Genomic DNA, 14,138 nt, shown 5'->3' with positions numbered 1-14,138 from the left:
CGCGAAACCGGCCCCTCCCGGCGCCGCTGGTAGCATTGTGGACCAACCCCGGCTAAAACCTTGCTAGAAAGGGCCGTTCGGGCTACACAACGAGTTGGAACCTGAAGTCAAAATGGAAATCCCGGTTTACGTCGGCTCCTACGACAACCTCTACGCGATAACCGACAATGGCACGAGCGCCACGCAGAAGTGGGCGTTCGGAATCGGCAACTTTGTTTCTGGTGTGGGGTCCTCGCCGGCGGTCGGTGCCGATGGCACCATTTATGTCGGTTCTTCGGACCAAAACCTCTACGCGGTAACCGACAATGGCACGAGCGCCACGCAGAAGTGGGCGTTCACAACCGGCGGTGGGGTGGAGTCATCGCCGGCAATCGGCAGCGACGGCACAGTTTACTTCGGCTCCGATGACCAAAACCTCTACGCGGTAACCGACAATGGCACGAGCGCCACGCAGAAGTGGGCGTTCACAACCGGCGGTGAGGTGGAGTCATCGCCGGCAATCGGCAGCGACGGCACAGTTTACTTCGGCTCCGATGACGACAACCTCTACGCGGTAACCGACAATGGCACGAGCGCCACGCAGAAGTGGGCGTTCACAACCGGCGGTGAGGTGGATTCCTCGCCGGCAATCGGCAGCGACGGCACAGTTTACTTCGGCTCCGATTACCCCTATGGCAAGAACCTCTACGCTGTGGGCGCCGTTCCTACGGCGAGCGCGACGGCGACCCGAACCGCAACGCCAACGCCGACGGGGACCGCGACTACCACCGCAACGGCGACGCCGACCGCGACGCCCACGCCGACGCTGACGGCCACGCCGACCGTCACTGCCACACCGACGCCGACTGCCACAGCGACCGCTACTGCGACTCCTACAGCCACCGCGACGCCGACCGCAACTTCAACGGCGACTGCGACGCCCACGGCAACACCGACAGTTACAGCCACGCCGACGGCCACGCCTACGCCAGTGCCGGTCAAGCTGAAGATCAGTCCGGCGTCGCTGAACTTCGGCACGGTGAAAGTCGGGAATCAGAAGGGACCCAAGAACATCACCGTGAGCAACCCCAAGGGCAGCAAAAAGAAGCCCGGTGTTACGGTGTTGATGGACGGGTATGGGCTCAGCGCAGCCGGCGGTCCGTTCGGCGTGACGAATGACTGCGGTGCATCGCTGGCGGCAGGCGCGAAGTGCACGATCGGAGTCACGTTCACGCCGGCCGCCGCGCAACCGTATAACGCCACGCTGACGGTCATCGACAATGCAGACCATGAGCCGCAGTCGGTGAAACTCAAGGGCAAGGGCAAAAGCAAATAGGCAGGGGCCCGATGGGTTATGTTTTCGGGAATTTCGGGGGTGGCTGAAGCTGGCTGTTGATGGTTTTAAGAATTGGGTCGAGTTGCGGGTCGACCTGCCGCGTGAAGGCGCCGATGGCGATCAAAGCCTCGGCGGAGTAACAGATTTGTTCGGCCTGTAGATTGACGGTGCGCTGGGCGAGGTCAGGCGTCCAATTCGCAATCGATGCCTGAGATTCAAACGACCGCAGCCAAAGACATTGGCGCCGGAATGAGTCCGGAAGGGGTATATTCGCGGACGGATTTTCAAATAGGATTGTGGTAGCCGGGCATGAGATGATCACAGTGGCCAACTTAGTTTTATCCCGAAACTTTCCTTGGTGACCCATAAGGACCGTACGCCGGTCGTACGCACTGCCCTGATGCTCCATGATCGGCGCGCCTTTCCATCCGTAATGCGCGTACCAGAGCAAGCCCGAGGTAACGCGTCCCCTCGAGGCCGTCACGGGAAATGCCTCTCCCGCGCCCACTACCAAAGCCCACGCATCGTCCTGAAAATCGACCCATAGGACGGTTGGTTCATCCCGCGGAAGTTGTTCCTCCTTGTCATCTTCGATTCGACGGATCCGGCTGATAGCGTTCGCTCTCAGAGAATCTCCTGGTTTGCTGGAGTCTACCCCACCGAACGGCTCGTACGAGCCGTGCCCGACCAATACATTCCCTTTTGATTGTGCACGCATGTCAGCGGCACTAGCCCGCCGTCGAAGCTCTTCTTGCTGACGAGAAAGAATTTTCTCAAGCGCCTTTTGCATTTTCGGATCGATCTGCTTGGCAACCACTTCGACCGCAACCTGAGCATCACCAATCGACACGGCAAAATCTGTCGTTTTGACGTTGCCTTCTTTGATGGGTCGTACGCTGAAATGGGCCTCCGTGAGAGCACCAAACGCGCGAATCTCAGCAAGAGCGCCTGCAGGAGTTGAAAAGTCCTTGGTGTCGAGCAGCCGCTGTTTTTGCCGTTCTAGCCAAGGTTGATTTAACGCTGCGGCCTGCCGGACCGCAGAGTCGGTGTTGGCGATGATTCGTGATCGCCAGGAGTCGGCCGATTCGCGGTCGGTTAGAAGCTGTCCGACTGGATGAAGCCGCAGCAATCCCTGGCGAGCGCAACAGAGCGTGTGGCGCTCATCTTCGGAAAACATGTCTGGCAGCCGGGTCGCCGTGTCTCGGTTATTCATAGACGTCGCGTCGGTGCGCGATTCGCGTCACATCGACGGTTCTGGTTGTGTCGTCAATGATATAAAATATCCGGTATTCGCCAAGCTTGGTGTCCCGCTTCTTTCCCGGCGCAAGAGAGCGCGAAGAATAATGGTGCGGGCGGAGGGAGTCGAACCCTCACGAGCCGTCAAGCTCAACGGATTTTCATACCGTCCACGGCTTTCGCCGCCCGGACGCGGCGTTTTGAAGCGCCCGCATCAGGTTTGCGGTCTGGACTATCCCTTCACCGTCCCCCGGAAGATCCGGGGCTTAGGTGCTGCCCGTCTAGTCTCTACACCTTCCCGGCTGGAATGTTCCGGCCGGGCTTGGCTCGGGATTGCCATTTCAGGTTTCCCCGAATTTGGGCAGTTCTGCATCGCCGGTTTCCCAGGCGAGCACTCAAGTTTCCTTAAGTCCGTAGCGTCTGCCATTCCGCCACGCCCGCGTGGCTGGTCATCTGGAGCTATCTATCACATGGGGCAGCGGGATGTAACGTCAGTCTGGCGGTAACCGTTCCAGACTTTTAAGTCCTCTCCGTATGCCATTTCGCCACCCCGGCCCGTAAGCGAACAAGATCGTTAAATCATAAAGACGCCCGCGCGCGAAGATGGCGCATTGGACCGCCTACGCCCCCTGCCGCGATGCGGAGCGGCCCCGCAATTGTTCATTCTATCTGGCGCGCGATGGATATATGCTCTATCGCGCGGCGCGCCGTGGATGCTGACGGGTCGCCGACTGCATCGACGAACGGGCGGACTTCTTGCGGCAAAAACGGTTCATCGTTTTGGTTCTATCGGCGCTAATCGTGTCGGGGTGCGCCGCGTACCATCACTATGAAGCCTCGCGGCCTGAGGCCGTTCAAAAAACCGAAGCGATGCTCTCCGACGCGGGCTTCAGCACGATCAAAATCGACACTTCCGACAAAGTCGGGCTCGTGCAAGACCTCCCGCCGCAGGAAATTCGCAACTATAAGACCCAATCCGGCACGGTCTACTGGTACTACGACCCTGACGTCTGCTCATGCGTGTATGAAGGACACCAAAACGAATTCGACCGCTACCAGATGGCCATGAGACAGCAAAATGACACTGCACAGTATGCCGCCGAATCGGGGGACCAGGAAGTCGCGTCATTGAACGCCTTGAACGGTGCGTTTTTTCCTCCACCGCTAATCTGGGTTGGCGGATTCGCCCCCGGACCTCCGATCGGCCGCAGACCTGGCCCCCCGCCGACACGCGGCCACCCACGCTAAATGTTATGCGAGCAGTTCGAGCGCCGCTGAAACCTCCGCCCGTGCGCTGCGTCTATAGATGCGAGGCGAGCGGGTATGGACTTGCGTCGCGCCACGGATTGAAATGAGACTCTGAAACATCATTCGTGATGCTCATGAAAAATCGAACCGCGCCCGGGATGCATCGAAGCCTTGCTATCGGACTTCGAACCGGTGCAATCGCGGCGGCAATCGCAATTTCCGGATGCGGCATCGCGCAGGCGCCGATCGAACATACCCCCAACGTCGTCGCGACTCCGCAACAAGGCCGCTTGGCCGTAAGTGTCGCGGCCGCGCCTACCGTCGGCGCGGTAACCCCGGTTTACGTATCGATCGCCAACGGCACCGACGCACCGCGCGCGATCGTGCCAAGCCAGGTGTTCGCGCTCAACGACGCCGGCGAACGAGTCGCTCCTCTTCCACCGGGTGAGGCGGCGCGACAATCCGGCAACGCGGGCGAACTCAAGGCCGCGCTCAAGAGCGCGGCCTTCAGCGGCGTGGCTGCGGGCGCTGTCGGTGCGGGATTAGGCGCCGCGGTGGGCTCCGCATTCGGCGCCGCCGGCATGGGCGCGATCGTCGGCAGCGCATACGGCGCCGGCTACGGGATTGTCCAGGGCGCCCAAGCCGGACAGACGAAAGCCGACCAGCAGGCCAATCAGCAGATCGAGGCGCTCTCACTGAAACCCGAGGAAGTGCGCAAGGACTTCACGGTGAGCGGCTACGTTTTCTTTCCCAAGGGACAATACAACCAGGTCGAGATGCTGCTGGTCGATCGCGAGACCGGCGACACCGAAGTCGTCCGCGAACCCTGGCACTGACGGGACAGTCCGCGCCCTACAGCAGCGACGTGATAATCACGATTGCGCCCTGTCCCTGGCCCTTCTCAGCAGGATCGCAAATCACCGCCTTGCTGCCGATGAACTTCATGTCCGTCGGATCCATCAGACCCGAGGCGAACCCCCGGGCGATCCCTTTCTCCACGCGATAGACCGAGCCGTCGCGTTCATTGTTGTTCTCGTAAGCAAATTTGCCGGTGTCCGCGATCATCAACTCGTCACTGTATGAGCCGAAGTTTGACGGCGCCCACGCGAAGCCCGACGGACGGATGAATCCGACCAGGTAAACGTCATCTTTCATCTTGCCGTCGGCGCCGACCATGCCGATGCGGCCGACCTTCGACACTCCAGCCCCCTTGGCGCGCATCCCGACCAGCATCAGGTTCGCCGCCTTGGAATCGGAAGCGGGTGGAAATGTTATCGTGGTCAGCTCGAATACGACCGGTTTGTTGTAGGTGCCGAATGCGCTCGCCTTGCCCGATGAGTCGATCGAATAAATTGTCGCGTTGCCGCTGGTCGCCGCGTAGAGCTTGCCTGCGAATGGTGTCCCGGCCGCGCCGAATTCCAGATCGCGGCATTCGGTCGGCGCCGCGCCGGCGTTGGGCAGTTTGGCGAACGTGCTGACCGCGCCCGACTTGTCGATTCGTTCGACCTCGCACGGCGCCTTGATATCGCCGGCCGCGGCGAGCACGAAAACATTGCCCTCGTACGAGCCGAATCCCGCCGGACCGACCGCGACTCCGGCCGGGTTCTTGATCTTCGACTTGCCCGCGAGCTCCGTCACCTTGCCGGCGAACGTGACCGAGAAGACTCCCCCCGCGCGGTCGGACACCACCATGACGCCGTGGTTATCCTGCAGGAAGTACGGTGCGACGAGGCCGGGTGCCTTCAGCGCCTTGATCTCGAACGGTACTTCTACGTCCAAGCCCTTGCCCGCCGCGCTCGCGATCGAGTTGGTCACACTCGGCAACGCGGCGATCGTCAGGGCGGCGACACTCAACGCGGTGGCGAACAGTGAAAAAACTGAAGAACTACTTTTTCTTTTCGAGAAGTTCATCGAGTGCCTCGTTGACAACGTATTTTTCGTTCGGATCCCGGTCGTCCAGCTCGGATTTGCGGCGCGACACCCACTGTGCCAGACCGATCGTCGCGGCCTCCTCGGGATTCGAAATCCCCATCGCCTGCGCGACCCGCATCAGCTGCCCAAACAACTCGTCGGGCAGGTCGATCTGAATTCTCTTGCTCAAGCCGCTATTTCGATCCATCTTCCGGCAATTGTTCGCCCTTCCATATAGTCTTAGGTCGCGGCGCTCGTCAAAATGAATTTTGACGTGTCATCGCCGATCAAATACGCCGGCACCATCGTCGAGTACCTCGATCAAGGCCGGCTCAAAGCCGCCCTCGTCATCCGGGAACAGGAACGCCATCTCGCCGTGATCGATTCCGCCGGACACGAGCGGCTGATTCCGCGCGATTTGGTCCTGATGCGCCATCCGGATCGACGCGCGGATCGTGAAGACGTCGCGGAGGCGCTCGCCGACCTGGAACGGGAGCGCGCCGAACTGGCCGCCGAACTCGACCTCCAATTGCTGTGGGAAGTCGCCCAGGAGCAGGGCCGCAGCTTTTCCGCCGCGGAACTTGCCGAGTTGTTCTTCGGCCGGCGGTCGAATGCCGCGGCCTCCGTGATGCTCGAGGCGCTGCTGGGCGATCGGACCTATTTCGTCCGCCGCCACATGGATTTCGTGCCGCGCTCGCCCGATCAGGTCGAACGGCTGCGGATGCAGAACGATCGGATTCGGGCGCGCAGCGACGACTATCGTAAAATCCAGAAGCATCTGCGCGACGTTCTCAACAGCGCCGAGATGCCACCTGCCGACGAAGCGGCCGCGCTCATCGAAGAGCTGTCGCGCTATCTCAAGAACCCGTTCACGCGCAGCCGCGATATGACCCAGATGCTCGCGCAGGCGGCGCCCGACGTCGATCCCGCCGAAGCGGCTTTCGAAATTTTGGAGCGGCTCGGCGCGCGGCCGCGCGTACCGCGTTTCGCGTTTATCGCCGGGCTCAAGGACGAATTCAGCGACGCCGTCATGAAGGAGGCGGCCGAGACGGCGCCTGGTCCACGCGCGATTTCCGACGGCGGCTACGCCGTCACCGTGGATGACGACGACACCGTCGAGGTTGACGACGCTCTCAGTTGCGAGGCGCTCGCCGGCGGCGGCATGCGGGTACGCGTGCACATAGCGTTGGTTGCCGATTTCGTCGTCAAGGGCGGCGCGATGGACCAGGAGGCGGCCGCACGCGCAACCACCGTTTATCTGCCCGAAACAACCATCAGGATGCTTCCCGATCCGATTTCATGCCGCGCCGCGAGTTTGATTGCCGGCGAAGATCGCCCCGTGCTGACCACCGACGTGCGGTTGTCGGCCGACGGCGAACTCGTCGAAGCCTCGATTTATCCCGCTCGAATTCCAATCAAGCGCCGGCTCGACTACGACCAGGTCGATCGCATTCTCGAGTCAGGGACCTGCACCGACGAGGCCGCCGCTACCATCTCGAGACTGCATGCCGCCGCTACCCAGCTTCGTCAGCGGCGCCGGACCGCCGGCGCAGTCCTCGTGCAGCGGCGCGAGGCGAAGGTCCGCGTGCGCGGCGACGACGTGGAAATCAGCGTGGTCGATAACGCGTCGCCGGGTCGCACGCTGGTGGCGGAGTTCATGGTGCTGAGCAATTTCGTCGCCGCTCGCTATGCCGCCGCGAACCGGATTTCGATCATTTACCGTGTGCAGCCGCAACTTGGCGGCGATCTGGCATCGCAGCGCCCGCGCCTGTCGCTGCACCCGGAATACCACGCCGGAATCGGACTCGACTTTTACGCGCAGTTGAGCTCACCGATCCGCCGCTACGCCGATTTGGTTCTGCAGCGACAACTGTTGGGTGCGCTTAAGAATCGCGACAACCAAACGCCGATTTACACCGTCGATGAATTACTTACCGTGCTCGCCGGCGCCGAGAATGCGGAGGCTTCCGGTCGCGAGCTCGAACGGCGCGCCAAGCGTTACTGGATTCTCCGATACCTCGAGCGTCACGCGCTTGACGGCCCAATCCTTGCCTACGTCGCACGCGAAGGCCAAAGTGCGGAACTCGCTGATTTCGCCGTGCGCGGAACCTTGCACGGTGCACCCACCTTGCCCAATCAGATGCCGATAATGGTGCAGGTGAGCCGCGTCGATCCGCTGCGCGGATGGCTCGCGTTCGATTTCGCCGGTCCCGCCGATGAGGCTTCGACAGGTGCGATCAGAAGCATCTGATCACCCCTCAGCCTCGCAGCCCCTGGGCCCCCTTCGCGACGCGCGACGTGCCGCTACGAAGACCCGATTGCATCAGCTTCCCGAAGCGGCCCCGCGTGAGTACCGGGCGTACCCGCGCTCTGCCCAGCGTTGTGCCCGGCATTCATTGCGATATACCAGGGCGCGATCTCGTGGACGCGACTACCTGCGCTCGCCGCATGACCGACTTTGGCCCTGGCGTGAGCGCCGAGTGCCGACTGCACCGCCAGCGACACGCCCATGATCAATCCGGCTGCAATAGTCAAACGCATATTTGTTCCTATCGAATTTGTCTCTGATCGGTCGGCCTTCGCCGTGCTGACCGAAATTAGCCACGCCGGGCGTCCTCTCGGACGCCCCTCTGCGTGACTCCCCTCTTTCCCGCTGACTCCCGCCCTTTTCCGATACGCGCCCCGGACAGTCCTACATCGATTTGAACACATCCTGATCCAGACGCCAGCGATCGATCGATTCGATATTGAAGCGCCAGTCGCTGCCGACCTTGAACGCCGGAAGCCGTCCGCGCTTGAGCTGCCGATATATCGTTGACGGATGAACCTTCAAATAGTCCGAGAGTTCCTTAACCGTCAGTACGTGACTGCTGTCGTTTTTCAACATCTGCCAGTTCCCCTTTTCAGATCCGTTTTATCGATTCGTGCGATTACCCAAGCGACTCTTGAAGAGGGTTAACGCAACATGCGTGCCGAGAGGATGCGGACGGAAATGTCAGCCGAATAAACCGACCTGCGGCCAAAATTGACCGCCGCAGGCGGTAGGATTTTGGCGCTCGGCAGAAAAATGCCGATCCCGCCGTGAACGCGACTCGTCAATGCCCGCCGTCGCGCTCTTGAGACACCCGTTGTCCTATTTTGACCGGCTCGCTCCGCTGCTGACTGTGGGTCACACCTCACACCTTGCCGATCAAGTCGCGCCCGGTCTCGCCAACGCCTTCGAGCAGCGCCGCTTCATCCGCGCCGCGCTGCAACAAGATCAGCCGGCTCACGCCCAGGTCGCCGTAACGCTTGGCGGTGTCGCGATTCACCTTCACTCGTGGACTCGGAGTGACGCTTACCTCCAGCTCTTCGAACGGACGGCCCGCCGCCTTGCATGCCGCCCGCAGCCCCTCGACGCACTTCGCCGTCGCCTCCAGGTCCAGCGCAAATCCGTACCATCCTTTGGCCAGCCGCGCCGCCCGGCTGAACGCCTCTTTGGTGTGTCCGCCGAAGACAATCTCGGGATGCGGCTTCTGCACCGGCCGCGGCATCGCGTTGACGCCCTTGAACTTGAACCACTTGCCGCTGAACTCCGGCTTGGGCATCGACCACAGCGCAATCATCGCCGCCAGCCACTCCTCCGCTCGTGCACCCTTGTGATCGAACGGTGCGCCAATCGCCTCGAACTCGGGCTTCAGATATCCAACGCCGATACCGAAGATCAGCCGGCCGTTCGACAGCACGTCCGTCGAGGCGAGCTCTTTGGCGAGCACCACGGGATTTCGCTGCGGCAATATGATGATGCCGGTTCCCAAGCGAATCTTGGTCGTGTGCGCCGCGATGAAGGCCAGCGCGACTGCAGGGTCGAGCATCGGGTAGTCCGGCGCCACCGGCGAGGGCGGGGCCTGCGGGTCGGGCAGGATTACATGCTCGCCCGTCCACAGGCTTTCGAACCCCGCATCTTCGGCCGCGCGCGCGACTGCGGCGGCACACTTGGGCAACGCACAAGCTCCGGTGTTGATTCCGAACAGTCCGAATTTCATGAATTTAACCCCCGCAGATTGCTGGTTGACATAGTTGAGCGGCAGTGTACGAGCGGTCGAACGCGAAGGCAAACAAGTTGGCCAAAAGTGGCCAATTCATGACGCGAGATGAAGCTCAAGGAACGCGAGTGCTCCGGCGGCGGGAGGCAAGTGGCGGCCTATTTGGCGGCAGGGGGCTGCGTGAGCGCTGGCGGGAGAACCAGTTGGCCGGTCGCGAGGTCATGCTCGACTTTGCGCGCGCGTTGGAGTGCGGCGGCGGGAATGCGCGATTCGAGCCTCGGGTTAAACGCCACGCGCACCATCCCGTCCTGCATTCCAAATTCCAACATCCCCGGATGAAAGCGCTTGTCTTTGACCTCGGTTGCGATTTTCAGGAAAGCCAGCGGAGTCGAAGTCACGGCGCTGGCCAGGACGACGTCCGGGGCGACGCCGTTCTGGTTGTTAAATACGCCGAAGGCGAAGACGTGCGCTTGTGCGGCCGCAAGGAAGACGCCAAGGCCGGCCGCGTCAGCATTGTGAATCAGCACGTCCGCGCCCTGGCTGATTTGCGCAAGCGCCGCTTCCTTGGCGGCGCCAACGTCGTCGAAATTGCCGGTATAGCTGATCAGAATGCGACCTTTGGGCTGTACTGAAAGAAAGCCGCGCTTGAAGCCCTCGAAGAACAATCGTATCGACGGCAGTTCTATCCCGCCGACGGCGCCTACGACTCCGGTTTTCGAGACACCAGCTGCCAGCACGCCTTCCACGTAGGTTGCCTCGTCGACATTGAAGGTTAGCGACGCGACATTTGCGGACGACTCAGCCCCCGAACTGACCACAAAGTAAGTATTGGGAAAACTTCGCGCCACCTCGATGGCGGAATCGGTGTACTCGAAACCGTGAGCGAAGATAAGGTCGAATCCGCGCGAGGCGAAGTCGCGGAAAGCGTCCTCGAAGTCGGCGGGCGACTTAGTCTGGACCAGGGCGGTATCGGCGCCGAGCTTGGTCTTGATGAGCTCGAGTCCTTCATACGCAGCCGCATTCCAGCCCGCGTCGCTAACCGGTCCGGGCGTGAGCAGCGCGACTCGAAATGCAGAATTGGGCTTTGCACCAGTAGCAGGATGGGAGGTGCAAGCTCCGAGGATAGCTATTTGCAGGAGCACGAGAGCTATAGCCAGGAATTTCCACTTGGGATAAGTGCGCAGCTCTGCTGAATCCATCCCCAAGACACCAACTAGCCGACGTAAACGGTGCGATCCACGACACCCGCGTTGCGAAAGGCGAGCTGACGCTCGCGGCATTTGTTGCATTGCCCGCAGTGCCGAGCGCCCTTTGGCGCCATGCAGGTCAAGGTCAACTCGAGCGGCAGGTCTTTGAACATCCTAATCAGGTCGTCCTTATGGAGACCTCTCATGGGCGCCTCGACCGTCACATTGTGTCCCAGTCCCATGCTGAGGGCGCGGGCGAAGCTCTCGAAGAACTCAAGGGTAGCATCGGAAAACGGGTTGCCGCCCAGCGATCCGATCGCGATGCGTGAGACGCCGTGCGTGCTGCCCCAAACGGCCGCCAACGCAATCAGTATGATGTTCCGGCCCGGCAGGTAGGTGTTCTCGTCGGGTTCGTTGGCGCCGGGAACGCTGGCGCCCGACACGCTCCAGTGGTCGCCGTACAGGACGCGGCTTGGGGCGGAGAGAACAGTTGTCGGCATCACGTTGCGGTTGTCGAGCGCGTCGAGGAAGGATTGAAGGCGATCGAGTTCCATGTCTTCCCATGCGAAACCGCATCGCACGTAGAGCGGGTAAACTTGGGCGGCGGTTGCCAGCTTCGCGATCAGAACCGAGCTGTCCAGGCCGCCGCTCGCCAGTACTGAAATCTTGTCCAAGCTGACTCTCTCTCTTCTCGTACCGTTGGCACGGCTGGCCAGTATTAAGACCCGTTGGCACGGGAGGCCAGTGTTAAGGCCGCGCTCCGTTGTCGCGCGCGACCAGGGGCCCGACGAAACTTGTTCACTTGATTCGTTTGACGAGCAGCGCAAGCTTATTGCCCCATCCGGGATTTAGATTCGAGATGCGGGGCAACAATTCTTTCGCCTCGTCAACTTTTCCCTCGGCCAAATACAAGATGGCGAGATCGTGTAGCGCCATCATATGATCCGGCTCGATTTTCAGCGCCGTCACGTAGGCGGCAACCGCGTCATTGAAGTTCCCTGTATCTTCGTAAGCCGTACCTAACCAATAGAAAGAGTCGGCGTCTTTCGGATCGAGTTCCGTCACCTTCAGATAATTCGCAACTTCGAGATCAAATTGACGCTTCTCGAAATAATCTCCGCCCAATCCGCTGTAGGCGTTCAGATAGTTCGGATCCAGAGCGATTGCCTTTTGGTAGTCGTCAATGGCTTCGTCCCAGTGTTCCTTGTTATCGGCGAGGTTGCCAAGTGAATAATACAGCTCAGGGCTTTCTCTCGTGATTTGACCCGCCGTTCCGGTGAGCACTGTCCTGTACGTGTTGATCGGCACCGCAAGGTTCAGGTTCTCGGCGTTAGGGGCTGCGACTACAGCGGCGGTGATGCCGATCACTTCGCCGTCCTCGTCGAAGAGCCCTCCACCGCTGCTTCCAGGGGAAATCGAGGCCGTGAACTGAATGTAGGACCGCTCGGCAACCTCCTGAACGGGATTACTGATAGTGCCCGTGGACACAGTGCCTTCAAGACCGGAAGGCGTTCCTATAGCATACACTTCGTCGCCGACCCGCAGGTTGTCGGAATCGCCGAGTGCTCTCACCGAAGGCGTGTCAGTCGCATCGAATTGCAAAACCGCGATGTCGGCTTTTTCGTCAGCAGCGCGAATTTCTTTGAAGGCATAATAGGCGCCCGAGGGAAGGTGCGCGCGAATCGTCGCGGCCCCCTTGAGTACGTGATACGCGGTTACTAAGACGCCGTTGTTTGTGATGAAAAATCCGGTCCCCTGCTCGACTGCACTACCGCTTTCGTCGAAAGTTGTGAGGGTCGCGACTGCCTTACGATTGTTCTGCATCATCTCCGAGCGCTCCCACTTGTAGTATCGGTCGATCGCGATTGCTGCGACCACGGCGAGAACGAGCGCAATGGCAATTTCTTTAGTGTGGTGACGGGCGACCCGAATGCTGGCTCGAAGCCCCACAAGCGCGAGCGCGGCGGCGTGTCGGAGATTCATCGACATTGAGTTACCAGACCGGCGCGCGACCGACAAATGGGCGTTGAATGGCCGCTGGACGGTCGCGATTGCGCGCGACCTCGCCGCCGGGCGCGCCCAGCCGGGGTATGCTCGATTCCGGCAGCGTTCCGCTGTTAATCGGCATCACTCGAAGTGATACTATCCATCAATGAAAGTGATGCAGGAGGTGTGGTAGCGATGACCCCAACCGGACAGAGTATAGAGACGACCCCGATCGAAGAATGTATGGCGAAGCGCGGGGCGTATCGCGACGCGACCAAGACCGTCGAACAACTTATCGACTCCCTCGGCAAAATCTACGCGGCACTTGCTGCACAACGCGGACGAGGCGGCATGCGACCTTGGCAGACCATCACTATCGCGCCAGGCGGTCCATATCCTAGTGAATTGGCGGGTGGCCCGACCATACTTGCGGATCGATGGCCGACCGCCCAACAGTTCAATTCGGCATTGTCTCAGTGGCATTCGGCGTGTTTCGAGTATCGTCAGGCGTGGACACGAGTTCCCGATAATCAAAAGAGACAGTATCCGGAGCTTCGCCCCGACTTTCTGGACTAACCCCCCATATGTCCTGTTGGCTAATCAACCGTGCCAATCAGATTTGAACCGCCTATCGCTACCCTCTCCGGATTTCTCGACGCGATCACTCGAATCACAAAGACCTGGCAGAAGAAGACCCGCACCTGGAGCGGCGATCGCATTAAACGAAAGGGCGAAGAGGAACGGTTGTGGTTCAGGGGTCAGCCTGCCGCCGCGCAACTGTCGCCGCGTATCTATCGCGTCGAGTATCTTGGGCGTGGGCGGGAGGCGCAGCTAGAGATCGACGAACCTGAAATACGTCAGCAGTTCCAGAGTCGCGCGATCCAATTGGCGAGCGGCCATCTGCCCGAGCCGGAGCGAATCTGGGATTGGTATTTTCTGATGCAGCACTACGGAGCTCCGACTCGCCTCCTCGACTGGACCGATTTGCCGCTGGTGTCGCTGTACTTCGCGGTTACCGGCGGCGAACCGGAGGAAGATGCGGCGGTGTGGGTGCTCGATCCCTATTGGCTCAATCATAGACTTTTCGATCTCGTCGAAGGTCCTTTACCCCGGATTTCCCTTGTCCAAGTGTACTACTAATGTGGTAAGACCTAGCGGAGCCATTGACAGACGTGGGTTTGGAAGCGATCAGGGGTGGTGCGGAGGTGAGCAGCCGGTGGGTGAGGACAA

General features: G+C 60.6%; 15 protein-coding genes and 1 tRNA gene. 5 read left to right on the top strand and 11 right to left on the bottom strand.

Annotated elements, in window-relative coordinates; genetic code table 11:
• Positions 1 to 94 precede the first annotated feature (94 nt).
• Entirely contained in the window at positions 95 to 1,315 is a 1,221-nt protein-coding gene (locus ABR989_RS17250; RefSeq protein ID WP_428130551.1) for a choice-of-anchor D domain-containing protein, read from the top strand.
• Positions 1,316 to 1,331: 16 nt separating this feature from the next.
• Here the strand turns inward: ABR989_RS17250 and ABR989_RS17245 are convergent, their stop codons facing one another.
• From ABR989_RS17245 to ABR989_RS17235, 3 genes are all read right to left on the bottom strand, one after another.
• Complete coding sequence (locus ABR989_RS17245) at positions 1,332 to 2,528, bottom strand: hypothetical protein (RefSeq protein WP_428130550.1); 1,197 nt, start codon at positions 2,526 to 2,528, stop codon at positions 1,332 to 1,334.
• Positions 2,521 to 2,598, bottom strand: a complete 78-nt coding sequence (locus ABR989_RS17240; RefSeq protein WP_428130552.1) for a hypothetical protein — start codon at positions 2,596 to 2,598, stop codon at positions 2,521 to 2,523. The genes ABR989_RS17245 and ABR989_RS17240 overlap by 8 nt, the downstream gene beginning before the upstream one ends.
• A 61-nt stretch (positions 2,599 to 2,659) precedes the next feature.
• Positions 2,660 to 2,764 (bottom strand) — tRNA-Phe (locus ABR989_RS17235).
• 543 nt (positions 2,765 to 3,307) lie between these two features.
• Here ABR989_RS17235 and ABR989_RS17230 point away from each other — a divergent pair.
• Positions 3,308 to 3,799 (top strand): hypothetical protein, encoded by a 492-nt coding sequence (locus ABR989_RS17230; RefSeq protein ID WP_428130549.1) that lies wholly within the window; start codon positions 3,308 to 3,310, stop codon positions 3,797 to 3,799.
• Between the two features lie 134 nt (positions 3,800 to 3,933).
• The gene (locus ABR989_RS17225; protein WP_428130548.1) at positions 3,934 to 4,635 is read left to right on the top strand and encodes a hypothetical protein; all 702 of its coding nucleotides are present in this window, start codon (positions 3,934 to 3,936) and stop codon (positions 4,633 to 4,635) included.
• Between the two features lie 16 nt (positions 4,636 to 4,651).
• Here ABR989_RS17225 and ABR989_RS17220 read toward each other — a convergent pair whose 3' ends face one another.
• Positions 4,652 to 5,710, bottom strand: coding sequence for an NHL repeat-containing protein (locus ABR989_RS17220; protein WP_428130547.1), 1,059 nt, complete (start codon positions 5,708 to 5,710; stop codon positions 4,652 to 4,654).
• A complete protein-coding gene (locus tag ABR989_RS17215; RefSeq protein WP_428130546.1) occupies positions 5,685 to 5,918 on the bottom strand; it encodes a hypothetical protein in 234 nt (77 codons plus the stop codon). The genes ABR989_RS17220 and ABR989_RS17215 overlap by 26 nt, the downstream gene beginning before the upstream one ends.
• A 54-nt stretch (positions 5,919 to 5,972) precedes the next feature.
• Between ABR989_RS17215 and ABR989_RS17210 the strand changes: the two genes are divergently transcribed.
• Positions 5,973 to 7,961, top strand: coding sequence for a ribonuclease catalytic domain-containing protein (locus ABR989_RS17210; RefSeq protein ID WP_428130545.1), 1,989 nt, complete (start codon positions 5,973 to 5,975; stop codon positions 7,959 to 7,961).
• Between the two features lie 53 nt (positions 7,962 to 8,014).
• Here the strand turns inward: ABR989_RS17210 and ABR989_RS17205 are convergent, their stop codons facing one another.
• From ABR989_RS17205 to ABR989_RS17180, 6 genes are all read right to left on the bottom strand, one after another.
• Positions 8,015 to 8,251, bottom strand: coding sequence for a hypothetical protein (locus ABR989_RS17205; protein ID WP_428130544.1), 237 nt, complete (start codon positions 8,249 to 8,251; stop codon positions 8,015 to 8,017).
• A gap of 151 nt (positions 8,252 to 8,402) precedes the next feature.
• Positions 8,403 to 8,597: a helix-turn-helix domain-containing protein gene (locus ABR989_RS17200; protein ID WP_428130543.1), complete on the bottom strand. Its 195-nt coding sequence runs from the start codon at positions 8,595 to 8,597 to the stop codon at positions 8,403 to 8,405.
• Between the two features lie 289 nt (positions 8,598 to 8,886).
• On the bottom strand, positions 8,887 to 9,735 hold the full coding sequence (locus tag ABR989_RS17195) for an LLM class F420-dependent oxidoreductase (protein WP_428130542.1): 849 nt from the start codon (positions 9,733 to 9,735) through the stop codon (positions 8,887 to 8,889).
• Positions 9,736 to 9,893: 158 nt separating this feature from the next.
• A complete protein-coding gene (locus ABR989_RS17190) occupies positions 9,894 to 10,934 on the bottom strand; it encodes a BMP family protein (protein WP_428130541.1) in 1,041 nt (346 codons plus the stop codon).
• A gap of 14 nt (positions 10,935 to 10,948) precedes the next feature.
• Positions 10,949 to 11,596 (bottom strand): 7-cyano-7-deazaguanine synthase, encoded by a 648-nt coding sequence (locus tag ABR989_RS17185; protein WP_428130540.1) that lies wholly within the window; start codon positions 11,594 to 11,596, stop codon positions 10,949 to 10,951.
• 124 nt (positions 11,597 to 11,720) lie between these two features.
• Positions 11,721 to 12,941, bottom strand: a complete 1,221-nt coding sequence (locus tag ABR989_RS17180; RefSeq protein ID WP_428130539.1) for a trypsin-like peptidase domain-containing protein — start codon at positions 12,939 to 12,941, stop codon at positions 11,721 to 11,723.
• Between the two features lie 573 nt (positions 12,942 to 13,514).
• On the opposite strand from ABR989_RS17180, the gene ABR989_RS17175 reads away from it, so the two are divergent.
• On the top strand, positions 13,515 to 14,048 hold the full coding sequence (locus tag ABR989_RS17175) for an FRG domain-containing protein (RefSeq protein WP_428130538.1): 534 nt from the start codon (positions 13,515 to 13,517) through the stop codon (positions 14,046 to 14,048).
• Positions 14,049 to 14,138: the final 90 nt, after the last annotated feature.

The sequence above is a fragment of the Binatus soli (SeqCode) genome (assembly GCF_050015535.1).
GTDB lineage: Bacteria > Desulfobacterota > Binatia > Binatales > Binataceae > Binatus > Binatus soli.
The sequence above is the reverse complement of the archived record's forward strand: the minus strand, read 5'-3'. Positions and strand labels throughout refer to the sequence as shown.